The 18,666-nt window shown below is 54.8% G+C and carries 13 protein-coding genes; 2 read left to right on the forward strand and 11 right to left on the reverse strand.

Features of this window, described 5'->3' with window-relative positions; translation table 11 throughout:
- Positions 1 to 31: 31 nt before the first annotated feature.
- The 5 genes from FE784_RS04185 to FE784_RS04205 all read right to left on the reverse strand — a co-directional run bounded on the left by FE784_RS04185 (position 32) and on the right by FE784_RS04205 (position 5,249).
- A complete protein-coding gene (locus tag FE784_RS04185; protein WP_139600874.1) occupies positions 32 to 802 on the reverse strand; it encodes a hypothetical protein in 771 nt (256 codons plus the stop codon).
- A gap of 113 nt (positions 803 to 915) precedes the next feature.
- Positions 916 to 1,911 (reverse strand): LacI family DNA-binding transcriptional regulator, encoded by a 996-nt coding sequence (locus FE784_RS04190; protein ID WP_176705965.1) that lies wholly within the window; start codon positions 1,909 to 1,911, stop codon positions 916 to 918.
- A gap of 414 nt (positions 1,912 to 2,325) precedes the next feature.
- Positions 2,326 to 3,516 (reverse strand): M20 metallopeptidase family protein, encoded by a 1,191-nt coding sequence (locus tag FE784_RS04195; protein WP_139600876.1) that lies wholly within the window; start codon positions 3,514 to 3,516, stop codon positions 2,326 to 2,328.
- 281 nt (positions 3,517 to 3,797) lie between these two features.
- Complete coding sequence (locus tag FE784_RS04200; RefSeq protein WP_139600877.1) at positions 3,798 to 4,175, reverse strand: Rieske (2Fe-2S) protein; 378 nt, start codon at positions 4,173 to 4,175, stop codon at positions 3,798 to 3,800.
- 18 nt (positions 4,176 to 4,193) lie between these two features.
- On the reverse strand, positions 4,194 to 5,249 hold the full coding sequence (locus FE784_RS04205) for an amidohydrolase family protein (protein ID WP_139600878.1): 1,056 nt from the start codon (positions 5,247 to 5,249) through the stop codon (positions 4,194 to 4,196).
- Positions 5,250 to 5,410: 161 nt separating this feature from the next.
- Here FE784_RS04205 and FE784_RS04210 point away from each other — a divergent pair, with 161 nt between their 5' ends.
- Positions 5,411 to 6,190, forward strand: a complete 780-nt coding sequence (locus tag FE784_RS04210) for an AraC family transcriptional regulator (protein ID WP_176705966.1) — start codon at positions 5,411 to 5,413, stop codon at positions 6,188 to 6,190.
- 41 nt (positions 6,191 to 6,231) lie between these two features.
- On the opposite strand, the gene FE784_RS04215 is transcribed toward FE784_RS04210, so the two are convergent.
- The 3 genes from FE784_RS04215 to FE784_RS04225 all read right to left on the reverse strand — a co-directional run bounded on the left by FE784_RS04215 (position 6,232) and on the right by FE784_RS04225 (position 10,561).
- Positions 6,232 to 7,281 (reverse strand): amidohydrolase family protein, encoded by a 1,050-nt coding sequence (locus FE784_RS04215; protein ID WP_139600880.1) that lies wholly within the window; start codon positions 7,279 to 7,281, stop codon positions 6,232 to 6,234.
- Positions 7,282 to 7,478: 197 nt separating this feature from the next.
- Positions 7,479 to 8,825 (reverse strand): ABC transporter substrate-binding protein, encoded by a 1,347-nt coding sequence (locus FE784_RS04220; protein ID WP_176705967.1) that lies wholly within the window; start codon positions 8,823 to 8,825, stop codon positions 7,479 to 7,481.
- Between the two features lie 866 nt (positions 8,826 to 9,691).
- Positions 9,692 to 10,561, reverse strand: a complete 870-nt coding sequence (locus tag FE784_RS04225) for a LysR family transcriptional regulator (RefSeq protein WP_139600882.1) — start codon at positions 10,559 to 10,561, stop codon at positions 9,692 to 9,694.
- A 130-nt stretch (positions 10,562 to 10,691) separates the two neighbouring features.
- On the opposite strand from FE784_RS04225, the gene FE784_RS04230 reads away from it, so the two are divergent.
- Entirely contained in the window at positions 10,692 to 11,759 is a 1,068-nt protein-coding gene (locus tag FE784_RS04230; RefSeq protein WP_139600883.1) for a branched-chain amino acid aminotransferase, read from the forward strand.
- Positions 11,760 to 12,029: 270 nt separating this feature from the next.
- Here FE784_RS04230 and FE784_RS04235 read toward each other — a convergent pair whose 3' ends face one another.
- The 3 genes from FE784_RS04235 to FE784_RS04245 form a co-directional block, all read right to left on the reverse strand.
- On the reverse strand, positions 12,030 to 13,382 hold the full coding sequence (locus FE784_RS04235) for an Nramp family divalent metal transporter (protein WP_139600884.1): 1,353 nt from the start codon (positions 13,380 to 13,382) through the stop codon (positions 12,030 to 12,032).
- Positions 13,383 to 13,918: 536 nt separating this feature from the next.
- Complete coding sequence (locus FE784_RS04240) at positions 13,919 to 15,238, reverse strand: replication-associated recombination protein A (RefSeq protein WP_139600885.1); 1,320 nt, start codon at positions 15,236 to 15,238, stop codon at positions 13,919 to 13,921.
- 173 nt (positions 15,239 to 15,411) lie between these two features.
- Positions 15,412 to 18,618, reverse strand: a complete 3,207-nt coding sequence (locus FE784_RS04245; protein WP_139600972.1) for an MMPL family transporter — start codon at positions 18,616 to 18,618, stop codon at positions 15,412 to 15,414.
- Positions 18,619 to 18,666: the final 48 nt, after the last annotated feature.

The raw sequence follows: 18,666 nt of genomic DNA on the forward strand, positions 1-18,666 counted from the left end.
AAAGAAATGATGAATTTCCGGCGTCCGCCCGTCAAGCCCATTTGAAAAACGTCTCCATATCGGACATTCCGTACATACTGATGCCGGCAAAGCGCAGCCTCAATCCGCTCATGCCCGGCTCCATTCGCTCATTCAGCCGCCGAACGGCTTCCTCTGCCTTCTCCCCTAGCTCCTTATTGCCCAAATATCCGATCGATACGTGAGGACGATACGACTTCGATGCGGTTGCGATACCGAATCTCTCTTCGAATAATTGATTCAGCTTCTCTCTCTCTTCCTCGATCCCTCTCAGGACGTCTTCCGAACGGCTGTCGGCCGGCTTCAGCCTCGCCACGATCGAAGCATTGTTCCATTTCTCCAAGCGATCGAATTCGAATTCGATCGGGTCCATGCGAATGCCGATCGGTTCGCCGCCGCGTCCGGCAAGGAGCCCATGCTCCGGATCGAACGAGCCCGGCAGCCCTTGCAGCCATCTCTCCGCTTCGGCCCGTTCCCCTTCAGGCAGCCTGCGCACATTGAAATCGTTAATGCCGTCCCATACCGTCACATGATACGAATGCAAGGGCAGCGGACAAAACAAGTACGAGCATACCAATTCGCTCGCGCCGCTGCCGACGTCCCACAGTGTCCGGTAAAAAGACAGCTCCGGCCGATCGTAACGGCAATCCATCTTTGCAAGCCTCGGGAAATCGCTTAACCGCGAGCAGCTGTCTCCCGGATTATCGAATAATAGGGAGAAGCCTTTGAACGGAGCCCAAACGGGCACGAAGCCTTGCACTTTCGGATTGGAAATCATATTCATTTTTGCGTGCTCCTTCCGACCGCTTATCAGAACCGTCGTCTTGAATTGTCGCGAGAGTCATTTGTAATCGATTACATTTTAGTCATAGAAACAAACGACTTTTACATGCATCGTCATGTTTCTCTTATAACCATATGGTGGGGCAGTAGGACGAGGCCTTCCTCTTCCCCTGCCTCTGCGGATTCGTTGACCAGCTTCAATATGAGCTTGTGGACCGAGGTGTAGCCCAGATCGTACAAAGGCTGAACGATCGTCGTAATGGTCGGATTCGTAATCTCGGCCAGGAACGTTCCGTCAAAGCTGATCATGCCGACCCGTTCGGGAAGGGCAATCGACTTTTCCTTGATCCCTTTCAAGATGTATGATGCCTGGAGGTCCGAATGAGTGATGATTCCGTCAATCGGCAATCCTTGGCCGATTATGCCGTTGACCGCTTCCTTGACATGATCGAACCTATTTTTCGCGCCGGCGATCCTATCCGGCCGGTACGGAATGCCCGCTTCCTTCAACGCCTCTTTGTATCCTTCGATCCGGGCCGTAACCGAGCTGGACTCCCTGTTCCCGGTTATATAGGCGATATGGGAGCAGCCGCGGCGAATCAGCTCCTTGGTCGCCTCGTAGCCGGCTCTTTTGTTGTCGATCGCGACGCAGGTAGCGTTGATCCCCGGGTAATATTCCGTGCACAGCACGATCTTGTACTCGTCCATCAGCTCCTCGAGCAATTCCTTGTTGACGCTGGACGATACGAAGACGATGCCTTCCGCCAAATTCGTCTTGAGCATATTGATGTACGTATCCAATATCCATCGCTTCGACTCGATCGTACCGATAATGATATTATAAGCGTTGTCGTATGCCGCAGCCTGAGCCCCTCTGGCGATTTCCGAGAAATAAGGGTTCGACATGGACGGCAGCACCATCACGATCGTCCGGCTCGCCTGCTTCCTTAAATTTTTGGCCAGCATATTCGGCTTGTAATTCATTTCTTTAATGACCCGCAGCACCTTGTTCTTCGTGGCGGGCTTGACGACCGGATCGTTGTTCAGCACTCTGGATACCGTCGCGACGGATACGTTGGCTTGCTTGGCAACCTCTTTGATCGAGCTCATGGCTGACCTGTCTTCCTTTGCGGATAAGGTAATGGCAGTAAAGCTGGAGGCTGCAGCAAGCAGCTCCGAGTGTAATCGATTACAAAATGATGCGATATATAAAAGATACCACATCGAAGTGGAAATATCTACATCTGTTTCTACAAGGGCGGGAGCGAAGAAGACTGTGAGCAGTGAAGATTTGAAAGCAGCGGTGAGAAATCGCGCGATTCCAAACGTACCCTGAACGAATGCGAAAGTCCGCCAACCTGCTCTTCCAACGCAGTGTCCAGTAAGAGCGGTTTGAGACCGTTATTGGCCCCGTAATCGAGACGCAACAAACAAATGCTCCCGAATAAAAGGTACGAGAACCTCTTATTCGGGATACATTTTCAATTTGGCGTCAACCAAGAGGTGCAAGCGGCTCTTATTATTTCATTCCGATACCGCCGTCAGCCGCTGCAAAGCGATGCCGGCCAGCAGCGCCGCGCCTACGGGGATGCAGCTCTCGTCCGGATTGAAGCGCGGACTGTGCAGACCGGCCGCCCGCTCGGCATCCTCCTGCGGCCCTGAGCCCAGCCAGAAAAAGCAGCCTCTGGCGAACCGCAAATATTCCGCGAAGTCTTCCCCGTACGTCATCGGAACCGGCTCCGACCGATTATCGCGCCCCAGCATACCGTCCGACACTTCGGCGACAAAGCCCGTCAGCGTCTCGTCGTTCAGCACCGGCGGCACTTGCTCGATATAGTCGACTTTGCCGGAACAACGGTATGCTCTGCTTGTGTCCTCCACGATTCTGGCAATCGTGGCGGGCATCGTCGCCCTCCACGACGCATCGAGATTGCGCACCGTTCCGGTCAGCTCTACAAAGTCGGGAATAATATTGTTCGCGGTCCCGGCGTGTATCGTGCCGATCGAGACTACGACTCCTTTCGTCGGCGGCGCTTCCCGGCTGACGGCCGACTGGAGTGCCATGACGACCGCGGAGGAGGCGATGATCGGGTCGAAGCACGTTTCCGGATAACCGCCATGCCCGCCTTTGCCGTCCACGCGTATTTCCAGACGGTCGATGGAGCCCATCAAAACTCCGGTCTTCAGACCGATCGTCCCGGCCGGAAGCGACGGCAAGTTATGGAGGCCGTATATCTCATCGACGCCGTCCATGACGCCCTGCTCGATCATCGCCTTGGCTCCGGCCAATATTTCCTCCGCCGACTGGAAAATAAACCGGATCGTCCCCCGAAGCTCGGCTCTCTTCGCCGCGATAATCTTCGCCGCGCCAAGCAGAACCGTCGTATGAATGTCGTGGCCGCAAGCATGCATGACGCCGGGAGTTTCGGAGGCGAATTCAAGCCCAGTCTCCTCCAGTATCGGCAGCGCGTCCATATCCGCGCGCAAGGCTACGGCGGGACCGCTGTGCTCGCCCTGCAGGTCGGCCACGACGCCGTGTCCGCCGACACCCGTGCGGACTTTCATTCCGAGCCGTTGCAGTTGCTCGGCCACAAGTGCGGCCGTACGTGATTCTTGAAAGCTAAGCTCCGGATGGCGGTGAAGCTCCCTGCGCAGCCCGACGAGCTCCGGTCCGATCCGGCCCGCCTGTTCCAAAAGCTCTTTGTACTTGTCCATCAGTTCCGCTCCTTCTGTTCCTTGCCGTATTAGTGGAGAATGCCCGCGACTCTCGAATCCCGGTCATATATAAGCGCGTCCACTTGGTGGCTACTGTGCCTGATGCCGCGCTTCGTTCCTTCTTTATCTTAATCTTAATCGCTGCCGCCTCCATATACAACAACAAGGTTGAGAGAAAAGCGTCTTTCATTTTCATATAGAAGCCGGTCGGCAAAGGGCAAACAGCCCGCAACCGCAAAGGATGGCGGGCCGTCGGAAACCGATAAAGCGAAGCCGAACCGTTACTCCGCCTTGCGCTCTTCAGCCTCCCCGATAACGATGCCGATTCGTCCGTCATCCACCCGGACGGGGTAACTGCGCGTTCTCACTTTCCCGTCGAAAAGCGACCTGCCCGTCTTGATGTCGAATTCCCAGCCGTGCCAAGGACAGCGGACGATTTCCCGGTCTTTGCCGTAAATATATTCGTACACGCCGGACGCCAGCGTCGTCCCGCATATCGGACCTTTGCACAGCTTCGCGCCCTGATGCGGGCAGTAATTATGAATGGCGTAATATTCGCCCTTAATATTGTACACGCCGATCGATCTTCCCGTGACATCCACGATTTTGAAGGAGCCTTCGGGAATATCCGCGGCGTCTCCAGCGTCAAATATAGCCATGGTGCTCTTCTCCTTCCGTTACAATCCGTACAGCTCTTTGGCATTGGCATAAAAAATGCGGAGTCTCGCATCATCCGACAATCCCGGCAATATCGCCGAAGGATCGTCGAAATCCCAATCCGGGTAGCCGCTTGCGAATACAATCATGCGTTCCGCATCGGTCATGTCGAACAGTTGGCGCATAGAGTCCGGATGATCCGACTCGTCAATCGGCTGCGTCGTAATGTAGAAATGATCGCGAATGTATTGGCTCGGCATTTTTTTCAGCAAAGGTACCGTAGATCGAAGCGCCTTGTAGTTCCGGTCCATCCGCCACATCAAATGGGGAAGCCAGGCGATTCCGGCACCGGCGATTACGAATTTCAGAGACGGAAATCGTTCGAAGACGCCTTCGCCGATCAGGCTGATCATATGCGCTATCAGACTATGGGGAAGCGCGGTATGGAACTGGAAATAATCGCTTACGTAACCGGCTGCGGTGGGCGGATTGGCAATGCCTCCCCCTTCCGTGCCGGGGTGGATCGCGATAGGCAGTCCGCGACGCTCGGCGGCCTCATATATCGGGTAGTAGCACCGCTGTCCGTAAGGAACCGGCGCGCCGCTGCTTACGCCGATCTGTACGATGTCCGGATGACCTCCTATCCTGTCGATTTCCCTTGCAGCCTGCTGCGGATCCTGCATGGCGACCGTCATAGCTCCTTTGTATCGCGGACTTTTCGGCAGCCATTGCCCGACGAGATGATCATTGTACGCCGATGCCAGGGCAGCCGAATAGTCGGGGTCGGCGTGAACCGAGATCGCATACATGCTCCCGGTCAAAATCGCATACTCGATATCGTAGGCGTCCAGAAATGCCCCGCTCAATCGATCCGGATCGGCGGCGGCGTCTGCGCCTTCGGGCACATAGGCGGAAGCGACGTGCGATTTTCCCGGCGGTCCGTATGTGCGCGGGGAGCGGAAGCCGAATTGCTTCACCTGCGTTTTCCATGGCTCCTCCACGTACGGCAGCAAATCCGCCGGACTGCGGAATGCGTGGTGAACGTTGCAATCGATAATCCTGGTCGGTGTTCTCATCTCTCCACCCCATCCTTTCCAGCTGTATTGGTTTCTTGCTAAGTATAGAAAAAGAGCAAGCACTCCACGATAAAGAAATCAACGATTATTTGGACGATTCAACAACCGCGGAAGGAGACGACCGTCCAATCTATAACTACTTAAAGGGGAGGTGGATGCGCTTGTTCGAATTGGTATCCGTATTTACGGAGGAGGTTGGCTCGGACTGGCATAAGCCAGAGTCGGTCATGGAGTACGACGTGTTCCTGTTCGTCGAGAGCGGTTGCTTGACATACGTCATCGACGGGAATCGTCTTCCGCTCGTCAAGGGCGACCTGTTGTATTTTCCCGCCGGGAGCTTGCGTTACGCGGCTGCAGACGGTATTCACGGCCATCAAAAATATGCCGTGCTCTTCCAGCGCACCGTCGCGGAAACGTCGATTCCGCTGCTGGACAACCGCCTGCATCGGCTGGTCCATAGCCGCAATTACGATTATGTGAAGCAGCGCTTCTCGCTCCTGATCCAGCAATGGCTCGGCAAGCTGCCGCACTATGAGACGATTTGCCAGGGCATTTTGCTGGAAATGCTCGGTATCGCCGGACGCGAGCTGGAAAACGCCCATTTGCCGGCGAAGAAGCTGTCCTTGGCAAGCGAAATTCAGCAATATATTTTGTCGCATTACCGGGAGACGATCCGCATCGAGACGCTGGCGGAGCTCGTAGACCGCACCCCGAACTATGTCACGAAAATATTCCGGGAAGTGACGGGGCAAACGCCGATCGGTTACTTGCATCAGGTTCGCATTACCGCGGCGCGGGAATTGCTCGTCAATACGCACCTGACGATCGGGCAAATTGCCGACATGCTGGGGTTTTGCGATCAGTCGTACTTCAACCGGGTATACAAAAAGATGATGGGATACCCCCCCTCCAGCCATATAACGGAAAAGAGAGCCAAATAGACGGCTCTCTTCCGATTTTGAATCAACTAACACCCGTGGGGTCAGCTCAAGTTGTAGAGCTGCTTCGCATTCCGGTACATGATCTTGTCCTTCGTTTCTTCGTCTATGCCTCTCATGATCATAAACGGGTCGTCGAAATCCCAATGCGGAAAATCGCTGGAGAACAGCAAAATGTTCTCGGCGTCCATCATTTCGAATATTTGCTGCAAATGCTTCGGATTTTCCGGCTCTTCGATCGGCTGCGTCGTCAGAAAGCAATGCTCGCGAATATACCGGCTGGGCATTTTTTTCAGCCAAGGGGTCGTCGCCCGCAGAGCCTTGTAATTTTTGTCCATCCGCCACAGCAAATGGGGCAGCCACGCGACCCCGCCCTCGACAAGGACGAACTTCAAGCTCGGGAACTTCTCGAATACGCCTTCGCAGACGAGACTGACCAGATGAGCCATGAAATTTTGCGAAAGCGAAGTATGCCATTGCATATAGTTGCTCACAAAGCCCGCCGCGGTAGGCGCATTGGAAATGCCGCTGCCTTCGCTGCCCGGATGGATGGCGACAGGCAGGCCGTGCCGCTCCGCCGCTTCGTAGATCGGATGGTAGTAGCGATGCCCGTACGGGATGCGAGCCGCGCTGGCCAATACAAGCTGTACGATGTCGGGATGCGGGCCGATCCGGTCGATCTCGCGTTCAGCCTGCTGCGGGTCCTGGACGGCAACGGTCATCGAGCCTTTGAACTTCGGATTGTGGGGCAGCCATTCGTTGATCAAATGATCGTTGTAGGCAGCCGCTACGGCACAAGCGTAATCGGCGTGCGGGTGGACCGAAATGTCGTAGGAACCGCCCGTCAATATGGCGTATTCCATCTTGTACGGCTCGATCAAAAATTCGGTCAAAAGCTGCGGATCGGCCGCCGCGCTCTCTCCCTCGTCGGCATAGGCATCCTTGCGATGTACGCCGATCGGCGAAGCGTAAACTCCCGCTCCGCCCCCGGGGATAACGCCCTTCCAATGCCCGTTCAAGTAAGACATGAACTGGCTATGGTCCTTGAAGGAATGATGGACATCGCAATCGATCACTTTTGTCGCCTTTTTCATAACGCCATCCCTTTCATATCGTCGTCGAATCAAAACAAGTATAGAGCCAATCCCGCCGCTTCACGATAAAGAAAACTACTGTTTTTTGGATCATTCAACAGTTGGTCCGCGGACATCGGCTTCGGCAACCGAAAAAAGGGAAACCCCTTAACCGCATCCGGAACGAGGCAGGTCGAGGGGCTATGGGAAAGGATACGTTATTTGGCGCCTCTGATCTCGGCGATCTTCTTCTCGATCTCCTCGGCCGCTTCCCGCAATGCCGTATTGCTGTCCTTCTGGCCGCGGATCACTTCGACCGCTTTGGACACCAGCACGCCCGAAGCCGCGCTATCGTATTTGGTCGGCGTCGTCGCCGCCGGGATTTTGTTGATTTGCAGCGATTTCATATTTTTCGATTGCAGGAAGCTGTCGCCCTTGCCGAGAGAATCTTTTACCGTAGGATCTTTTAGCGTTGGGAAGCGGATCAGCCCCCCGCCTTCTATTTGCACTTCCGCAGAAGTGAGCAACGAAATAATATGGGTAGCCAGCTCCTGCTTGCCGTTAGCAGCGGAAACCGCCCAAACCGCGCCAAAATATTGAGTTCCTATGCCGGGGGCTTCCTTGAACGTGGGCAGCGAAACGATATCCCAATTGAAACCCTGCCCCTTCTTCTCGAGGTCGATGAGCATCGGGTAAACGGCATTTCCGGCCCATATCGCAACATTGCGTTTCGTAATAAACGCTTTTTGGCCCGAGGCGTCGAAATCGGCCGGATCGACCTCTCCTCCCAGCTTGTAAAGCGAAGCAAACGTATCGAGAATCCGTTTAAAGCCTTCCGCCTGAACGAGCGCTTTGTCCGTTTTCGGATCGACTAACGGGAGCGACAGCTGATTTTGCCCCAACATATTGCCGAGATTAAACATGATGCCGCGAATGCCGTCCTGCGGTCTGTTCAATTTGACGACCAAATCCCGCAATTCCGGGCTGTCCCATGTCATGCCGCTTTTCGGATAGGCGATTCCGTAACGGTCGAATATGTCTTTGTTGTAAAACAAAGCCGTCGAGCCGTAGGTCCAAGGAAGCCCGAACAATTCGCCCTTTGCGGATATTCCGCGGATCGATTGAAGCATCGGGTCCTCGAAGACGGTCAGATCGATTTTGTTCGTTTTGGCGATCGGGTCTATGTCCGCCAACAAGCCCCTTTCCAGCAATGCGGGAACGCCGTTTGTTGCGGTCAAATAAATGTCGGGAATTTTCTGGGCCGCTATCAGACTGTCCAACCCGTTTCCGGGGTCTCCCGGATTGATATGCTCGATTTTGACATTCGGAAACTTCTTCTTGATATGCGGCTCGACGTAGTCTTTGTAGTAATCCGGCGATACGGTTCCGTTAAACATGGTCAATGTCGCGGATTGCTGGAAGTCGAACGTTTTGTCGGCCGTCTTTCCCGTCTCCCCCGCATTGTCCGCTCCCGTCCCGGATTTGCCGCTGCAGCCAAGCGCCCCCATAATGAGCACCATCGAAACAAATATCAAACCCGCCCTTTTTCCTTGTCGTTTCCTCATCCCGTTCCCCCTTCTCACCTGCATTGCGTTTCGTTCACCATGATTATATTGGAAAGGCTTTCAAAACGATATTAACGATTCCACATTTATTAGCACCATTCAACAATCGCGTCAAACAAGGCGAACCTCCCACAGACTCGAAGCCACAAAAACTATGACAGCATAAGCCGTATGCACTCTTGATGCAGGGCTGACGCATATGGTCGTAAATAGAGGAACTGGATTCCGTTATTGCCTCAAAATCCGTTTCACTTTTGAGGATAAAGGAACAGACTTCCGTTAACTCGATCTTTCGGGATAAAATTGAACGTACAACAGCGGAATAGCGGAATCGTTTTCCGTTATCTTGCAGCCGACAGAACGACTCGGGGCCAATAACATACTCCGGTTCCGCTATTCGATATTCACGGTTCCGCGGTCACCGGCAAAGGCTGCCAGTCTTCACCGTTCATGGATACATGCACTTTTGTACGCGAATGTGCCGACATAGAAAAAAAGCCCGCGGATCGCATCATCCGCAAGCTTCCAACCTTATTCCCGGCCCAGACCGAAACGCACTTCACGATCCGATCGTTCCGAGCGGCTTCCACGTACCGGGCGATCCGCTTGCCGCGCATGCCCGGCCGGTCGTGCCCCCCGCCACAGGCGCATAAAAGACCGGCTCATATATAACCGACGATCAAATCTCCAGGTCCGACGTCGAACATGGAGGCGCCTATGATATAGTTGTAGCCGCTTCCGTGAATATTTGACAATTCCTATTTGGGGTGGGCACGGGTCTCGGGCGGCGCCTTCTGTCGTAACGGTACACAAACTTATCCACCAGCGGGAATATTGCGCGTAGCGTAACCGCATCTTCTCGGGCATCAGAACGTTTGCTTCAAATAGTCGATAAACACCTTCGTCGCCGATGAAATAAACATATCGTTCCGATACACGATGCCGACCACCCTTTGAGGCGTAGGATCGACAATCGTTATGATGCGAGTCCGCTTCGGATCGACCCCGGACAAGAACGTATCCGGCAAGATCGTCAAGGCGATATTGCGGTTGACGAGCTCCAGCAGCGAATCGAGCGTAGTCATCTCCACGACGGGATCGAACCGGAACCCTTTCGATTTGGTCGCGATATCGACCATTTGCCGCACCAGAAATTTGCGCGGCAGCAGCGCCATCGGCGCGTGCTTCAACTTTGCAAGCTCAACCTCGTCGCTGGCGGCCAACGGATGATGGTATGGCACGGCCAACGACAGCTTTTCCGTATACAGAGGAATGCTCTCCAGCTGCTCGCCCTCGACGGGCAAAAATACGACGCCCAAATCAAGCCGGTTGTCCAGCAGCCCTTGTCTCGTTTCCTCGGTGCTTAATTCCGCCACATTGATTTGGATGCCCGGATACGACTGGTGAAACGAAATAATGGAGTTGATCAGCATATGATTGCCCGAGCTGCCGATGCGGATTTCCCCTCTCCTTAAGCCCTTCAATTCCCGGATCGCGGTCTGCGCCTGCCCGAGCTCGTCGAACATCCGGACGCAATGGCGGTATAAGATTTTTCCGGCCTCGGTCACGACGACCTTTTTGCCGACCCGATCGAACAGCAGAGTGTCCGTTTCCAGCTCCAACGCGCGGATTTGCTGACTGAGCGTAGGCTGGGAGATGCCCAGCTTCTCCGAGGCTCTCGTAAAATGAAGCTCTTGGCACATCGTCATGAAATATTGCAAATGCCTAAGCTCCATGCCCATGTCCTCCTCGCCAATAATTGGTATTACCAATGATAATAATAGAAACGATTGGATTGTTCAATGATCGGAATAGGACTATAATGATTAAATAAGCTTATCGAAACCGACAGGGAGTGGAACAAAGATGAACGAAATCCGTATCGAGAAAAGCGCCTCACTCAAACCGAAGCCCGACGCCAGCCAGCTGGAATTCGGCAAGCTGTTCACCGACCATATGTTTTTGCTCGATTACTCGGAAGAGCTGGGCTGGCACGATCCGCGCATCGTCCCGTACGGTCCGCTGACGCTCGATCCCGCCTCGATGATTCTCCATTACGGCCAAGCCGTCTTCGAAGGCTTGAAAGCATTCCGGACGAGCGATAACCGGATTTTGCTGTTCCGTCCGAACAAAAACGCGGAACGGCTGAACGTGTCGAACGAGCGTCTCAGCATACCCGAAATGGACGAAGCCGCTTTTGTCGAATATGTGAAAGCGCTCATCGCCATCGATCGCGATTGGGTTCCTTCCCTCGAAGGCACATCCCTGTACATCCGGCCGTTTATTATCGCGACCGAGCCTTGTCTGGGCGTCCGTGCGGCCAAGCAGTATTTGTTCGCGATCATTATGTCGCCGGTAGGAGCGTATTACAAGGAAGGCATTCATCCCGTCAAAATCAACGTGGAGAACAAGTACGTCCGCGCCGTTCGCGGCGGAACCGGCTTCGCCAAGACGGCCGGCAACTACGCCTCGAGCATCAAGGCACAGGAAGAAGCGAAGCACGACGGCTTCTCCCAAGTGCTGTGGCTGGACGGCAAAGAGCATGCCTACATCGAAGAAGTCGGGAGCATGAACATTTTCTTCAAGATCGGCGGGGAAATCGTCACCCCCGAGCTGAACGGAAGCATTTTGGCCGGGGTTACCCGGGATTCCGTCATCGGCCTGTTGAAGAGCTGGGGCTATCCGGTTACGGAAAGAAAAATTTCGATCGAGGAAATTCGCCGCGCGTCCGAGGAAGGCAAGCTGGAGGAAGCGTTCGGGACGGGTACGGCCGCCGTTATCTCCCCTGTCGGACAGCTGCACTGGGAAGAGCATACGATGACCATCAACGGAGGCGAAACGGGCGAGATCGCACGCAGGCTGTATGACACGATTACCGGCATCCAAAGCGGAAAGCTGGCGGATTCGCAAGGATGGAACGTAGTGGTGGAGTAGTGATTAAGTAAAACGAAGGACCTCCATGCGGTGGTCCTTCAGGCTGTTGAGAAAGTCATAAAGAGAATAGAACCCTCTAAAAGGGGGTGGGGAAATGTACGTAAAGCGAAGCGTCTGACTTTATAATCGAGTTGTAACCACTACTTTTCATGAAGACAACACGATTTTAACAGAAGTGGAGTGCATTCCCCCACCCCATTGCCTTCGATGCATCCTCTTTTTGATCACTTTCTCAACGACCCGAAGGACCTCCATGGCGAGGTCCTTTCTTTAACCGAAAAACGTCCGGTACAGCAAGTAGGCATTCAAAGCGATGATGACGGCCGCTATTACCCACGCCACCAGCTTCAGCCAAGGCGGATTGGCGAATTCCCCCATTTTCTTCTTGTCTCCGGTGAACTGGATCAATGGAACTACCGCGAATGACAGCTGCAGCGACAAAATGACCTGGCTCAAAATGAGCAGCTCCGTCGTTCCCTTCTCACCAGCTATGGCCGTGACGATAACCGCGGGTATGATGGCGATCAGCCGGGTAATCAACCTGCGCAGCCACGGGGCCAGACGAATGTTCAAGAACCCCTCCATGACGATTTGTCCGGCAAGCGTACCGGTTAGCGTCGAGTTTTGTCCCGAAGCGAGCAAGGCGACGCCGAACAAAATGCTTCCGAGCGTCGTGCCGAGCAATGGCGTCAGCATCCGGTAGGCGTCCCCGATTTCCGCGACCTCGTTCATTCCCGCCTTGTGGAAGGTGGCAGCCGAGACGATCAAGATCGCCGCATTGATAAAAAGAGCGAAGCAGAGGGCAATCGACGAGTCCCATGTCGCATATTTGATCGCTTGCCTTTTTCCCGAGCGGGTCTGCTCGATTTGCCTCGTCTGCACGATGGACGAATGCAGGTACAAATTATGCGGCATGACCGTTGCGCCCAAAATGCCGATGGCGATGTACAGCATAGCCGGATTGCTGACAATGTCGGTACGCGGAATAAACCCTTGCATAATGGCTCCCGTATCCGGTTTGGACAAAAAGATTTCGGTGGCGAAGCACCCTCCGATCGTCACGATCAGTACGACGACCAGCGATTCGATAAACCGGAAGCCTTTATTTTGCAGCAACAGCACGAGAAGCACGTCAAGAGCCGTAATCAGAACCCCGTATACGAGCGGAACGCCGAACAGCAGATTCAGCGCGATCGCCGAACCGATTACTTCGGCCAAGTCGCATGCGGCTATCGCCAGCTCGCATAAAATCCACAGCGTAAAAGCGATCGGCTTGGTGTAATGGTCGCGGCACGCCTGCGCCAGATCACGCCCGGTAACGATGCCCAGCTTGCCGGCCAGAGCTTGCAGCACTATGGCCATCAGGTTCGACAGCAATATGACGGATAACAGCGTATATCCGAACATAGAGCCTCCGGCAATGTCCGTCGCCCAATTGCCCGGGTCCATATAGCCGACCGCCACCAAATATCCCGGCCCGACGAAAGCGAGAAATTTTTTGATCCACGAGCCTGTTTTCGGAACGGAGAGACTGCCGTTCACTTCCGGAAGCGTCGGCATCGTTCTTGCCTGTCTCCAGCCTTCTTCGCTCGTCGCATGCAAGTTTGACCCGTTATTGCTCATGATGATCACCTGATTTCAGTAAAGTTTCTCTACGTAAAATATGTTTACCCAAGGAAACTCTTGGAGTAAAAAGAATTGCACGACTGAGGTCATGCAATGGAATCCGAGTAGTTTGCAGTCATTGTTTCCGCTGCCGGTTGAGGTTGATGATGTTTATATCCGATGATGTTTATATCCCAAATTGTACTCGCGCAACTTTTTTTGTCAAGGAAAACTTAATGGGGCGCTTGCGCTTTGCCGACGCTCGCGAGACTGCGAACCCAGAAATAGCGGAACCAGCGTATATTATTGACCGTATACAAGTGTCGACAGCAAAATAAAGGAAAACCATTCCTCTATTTCGCTATTCACTACCGATTTTCACCGTGTGAGATCGAAATAACGGAAGTCTACTCCGCTTTATTCAGGAGTGTAACGAAATTCGAGACCATAACGGAATACAGTGCCGTAATAATTCGGGCAACGTCTTGTCACGCCCGCCAAAACGCCTTCGCCTGTATGCGGATTATGCGCTCGTATAAAAAAAACGGACGGAATCATTCACTCCGCCCGGCTTTTCTGCGACGCTGCTGGTTTTGCTTCATCTTCTCTTCCGTCCCCTGCTCGGACGCTTCGAAAAACACGGTGTCGCGAATCGCGTCCGGCAAATATTGCTGCTCCACGTAATGTCCGGGAAAATCGTGCGGATATTTATACCCGGTATGCCCGAGCTGAGTGGCGCCTTTGTAATGCGCGTCTCGCAGATGCAGCGGCACGTCAGCGGACTTCGTACGCTCGAACGATTGCATGACGTTCGCGATCGCGATCGGGATCGAGTTCGATTTCGGGCTTTCCACCGCGAACAGGATCGCTTGGGCGATATTGTATTTCGCCTCCGGCCAGCCGATCTTATGATAGGCGTCCATCGCCGTGACGGCCTGCACCATCGCCTGCGGATTGGACAGCCCGATATCCTCGCTGCACGCCACGATCAGACGTCGCAAAAACGTCATCGGGTCCATGCCAAGCCGCTCGACCGCGTACAGAAACCAATAAAGCGCCGCGTCGCTGGAGCCGCGCACGCTTTTGTGAAAAGCGGACAGCACGTCGTACTGGGTCGATTCGTCGGCCTTGATCGTCGGCTTGCGGATCGATTCCTCGGCCACCTCGAGCGTAATCCGGATCGTCCCGTCCGGCTCGGGCGATGTCGTAAGGGCGGCCAGTTCCAGCGCGTTCAACGCCCGGCGTATATCGCCGTTCGCCATTCGCGCTATGTGCTGCAGCGCCTCCTCCCCGGCTTCAATCCGCATAAAGCCCAGACCGCGCTCCTTATCCGCCAGCGCCCGCTTCATCGCTTGCAGCGAATGCTCATGCGTCAGCGACTTAAGCTCGAACAACGTAGACCGCGACAGAAGAGCCCCGTTCACATGGTGGAACGGATTTTCTGTCGTCGCGCCGATAAACGTAATAATCCCCTGCTCCACGGCGGGCAGCAGCGCATCTTGACGGGACGTGTTGAAGCGGTGCACCTCGTCGAGAAACAAAATCGTTTTTTTGCCGTATAGCGATTTGTTCGCCTTCGCCTGTTCGATCACCTCGCGCACATCTTTGACCGAAGCATCCACCGCATTCAGTCGGACGAATTCCCCATTCGTCGCGTTCGATATAATATTGGCGAGCGTCGTCTTCCCCGTCCCGGGCGGTCCGTACAGCAAAATCGAGCTTACCTGATCGGCCTCGATCGCCCGGCGCAGCAGCTTCCCGGGTCCGACGATATGCTCCTGACCGAAATATTCGTCCAGCGTCCTGGGCCGGATCCGGTCGGCCAGCAGCTTCCCGCCTGGCTTTGACGCGTCATCGTAAGTGAACAAATCCACCGATTTCCCCCACCTTGCCGTTAAATCCCCCCACAAGGTTATGTCGTAGGCTTTGCAGCTTATTCCAACTCCTTTGCGAGGGGACCCGAAAGTGTGCACAAAAGCCGTCACCAGGGCGATGACGGCTGTGTGCCTTGTCCTTGTTCAATTATACCAGCGTATTGCGCCCCGAATCAAACGGGTTCGTCCGAATGCGAGCTGACATAGGCAAGCCCGCTCTTCGCTTTCCCCCCCGATTCGATCCGCTCCTTCCGATCCATGAACGGCCACCAGTTGGCCGGGCCGAACATTCGTACCATGACCGGAATGAACAGCGGCAGGATGACCAGCGCGTAGAGGAACAGCCCGCACAGCACGATCGTGGCGATTTGCAGCAGCGACATGACGCCGGAGGGCAGCATCGCCGCGAAGGTCCCGCCCAGTATGACGGCTGCGGACATAATGACCGTCCCCATTTTTTGCATCGCCTTGAGAATCGCTTCCTTCGGAGGCATATGGCGATACTCCTTGAACCGGTCCATCAGGAAAATGCTGTAGTCGATGCCGAGCGCCATCAGCATGACGAAGCCGAAGAAAGGCACAGCCCAACTGATTCCGGTATATCCGAGTATCCGGACATAGATGACCTCGGTAATCGCCATCGACGTATAGAACGTCACGAGAAGCGACAAAATGAGATAAACCGGCATGACGATCGAACGGAACAGCACGATCAAAATAATCGTTATGCCAATTAGCATGAGCATCATCGTGCGGGAATAGTCGTCCGCGGAAATGTGCTGCAAATCGTTGTTCATGCTCGTGACCCCGTCTACCGCATACGCGGCTTTCTCGAAGCCTGTTCCTTGCAACGCCCGTTGCACGGCGGCATTCAAGTCGTCGGTTTTGCCGAGCGTTTCCGTATCGTAAGGGTTGCCTGCAAATACGACGTCGAATTTGACGATTTTCCGATCCTTGGACATGTAAACGTCGAGCGATTTCTGGAAATCCGCATTCGCAATCGCTTCGTTCGGAATGTGCCAGCCGGTCAATTGCTTGTTCGGCGCGCCAGAGAGCTCGGTCAGAAACGATTGCGCCGAGGAAAGGCCTCCCGTCACCTGCTGCAGTCCGCCGACGCTTTGGTCCAAGCCGCTCGTCAGCTGACCCAACTGGTCGTTCAAATCGGCGAAGCCGGATTGGAGCTGACGTTGGCCTGCAGCCAGTTCGTCGATTCCTTTCGTCATATCCGGAATTTTCGCGACGATTTGCCCTTGGCCGTTCGCAGCTTGCTCGATGCCAGCCTGCAGCTGTTCTATTCCTTCTACAAGCCGGCCAAGCCCTTCCGCCAGCGCCGACTGACCGGCTGCCGCTTGCTCGAAGCCCGCATTCGCTTGCCCGATTCCCGCATGGATCCCGTCCAGCTGCGCATTCAACCGCTTCAATCCGTCGCCAATTCCGACAGCACCCGTCTGAAGCTGCGTCACCGAGCCGATCATTCTGGCATAATCCGGGTCCTGCTTCAGCTCCGGATATTTTTGCTCCAGTCCTGCGAGTCCGCTTCCCAGATCCGCCAACCCTTTCGCGACATTTTCTTGCCGGGCGGCCAGTTCGCCGTACGTTTGGGCCAATTGGCCGATGCCGCCGATTTCCCGGTAGCTTGCCAGCAATTGCCGGCTACCGGCGGCCAGCTGCTCCGCGCTCGCTTTCGCATCCCCCAGGCCGGCAATTAACGAATCCGCACCCGCAGAACCGTCGCGCAAGCCGGCTTCGATCCGCTTCATACCGTCGCCCAATTGGACAACGCCGGTTTTCAGCGCATTCGTGCCTTCAGACAATTGCTCCGCGCCTTTAACGGCCTCGTTCAGCTTCGGGGCGTTGCCGCTCAGCGCCTTGCTTGCCTCGGATAAGCCTTGACCGATTTGACCCAGGCCGTCCTTGCTTTGACCGAGACCGTCATCGACCATCCCGATTTGATTCGTCACTTGAAAATTCTGCATCGCGTCTCCGGTAGGCCGCGTGGCGCTGCGTACCGTTTTGACGCCTTCCACCTTGGCGAGCTCCCGGGATATTTGCTCGACGGCGGCCAAGCCCTCAGCCGAATCCATCGGCTTGTCGGATTTGATTACGACTGCGGAAGGCAACGAGTCGCCGGGTCCGAAGCTGTCCGAAATGACTTGGAACGCCTTGACCGAATTGTATTTGTCGCCGATCTCGTCCAGCGAATTGAAAGAGATCGAGCCTTTGTAGGCACTCAGAAACGGAACGATGAGAACCGCCAATACGACGAGCGCCCAGATCGGCTTTTTCAGCGAAAAGGAACCGACTGCGCCCCATAGCCGGCTCGGCTTGTGCTCAAGCGATCCTTTTAACGGCCAAAATATCGCTTTGCCCAGCACGGCCATAAAAAACGGAACGAGCGTGAACAACGCGAGCATCAGCACCGCAACGCCGACAGCTACCGCAACGGCGGAACGATACAGCACGAAGGTGGACATCCCGATCGAGGCGAATCCGACCAGCACCGCAAGTCCGGAAAACAGCACCGTCCGTCCCGCGGTCCGGTACGTCTCGACAATCGCTTCCGTCGTATCGCCGCGATGGGCCAATTCCTCCTTGAAGCGGCTGATCAGCAAAATACAATAGTCCGTACCGATTCCGAACAAGACGGCAACGAGAAAAATTTGCGTAAAGTTCGAGAGCGGAAAATCCAAATAATGAACAAGAAAGGCCACTGCCGACTGGGATACCAAGTACGTAAGCCCGACAGACAATAGAGGGATCAACGGCGCAATCGCCGAACGGAATACGAGGAACAGAATGGCCAAAATAAACACGACCGTAATGCCCTCGGTTTTCTTCAGCCCTTCCTGCGAGCTCTCGACCACGTCCTCGTTAATGAGCCAATTGCCGGTATAATAATGATCGACTTTGACGTCCGATACGGCGTCGTACAAGGACGATCTGACTTCCGCGGGCGTCCGGCCGTCCGACGCGGAGCTGACGAGAACGAGCACCGTTTCGCCGTCCTGCGATACCATCTGCTTCTCCAATTCCTTCATATCGAAGTGCGTCGTGACCGAAGCAATTCCGTAGACGTCTTTGCCGTTCTTCAGCTTGTCGACACCGCGCTCGACCTCGTTCATATCGGCGGAGGACAAACCGCCGTCCTTATGGAAGACGAGCACGGAGGATAGGCCGCGCGCTTCTCCGGCGCCTTCATTGCCCGCATTCATCTCCTTCAGCAGCTTCGCCGCCATCGTCGAGGAATAGCCTTCCGGGACAGTAATTTGTCCTTTGTCCCGCACCAATTCGGCCATGTTCGGCGCCGTCAGGAGCAGCGCGACCGCTCCCGCGAGCCACAGCGCCAAAATGAACCATCTCAGCTTGATGATCGTCTTCATCATCCTGTCGTGCTCCCTTCAAATATTTCACCCGAATCCGCGAATATT

The organism is Paenibacillus hemerocallicola (assembly GCF_006265175.1).
In the GTDB taxonomy this organism is placed as follows: Bacteria; Bacillota; Bacilli; order Paenibacillales; family NBRC-103111; genus Paenibacillus_AB; species Paenibacillus_AB hemerocallicola.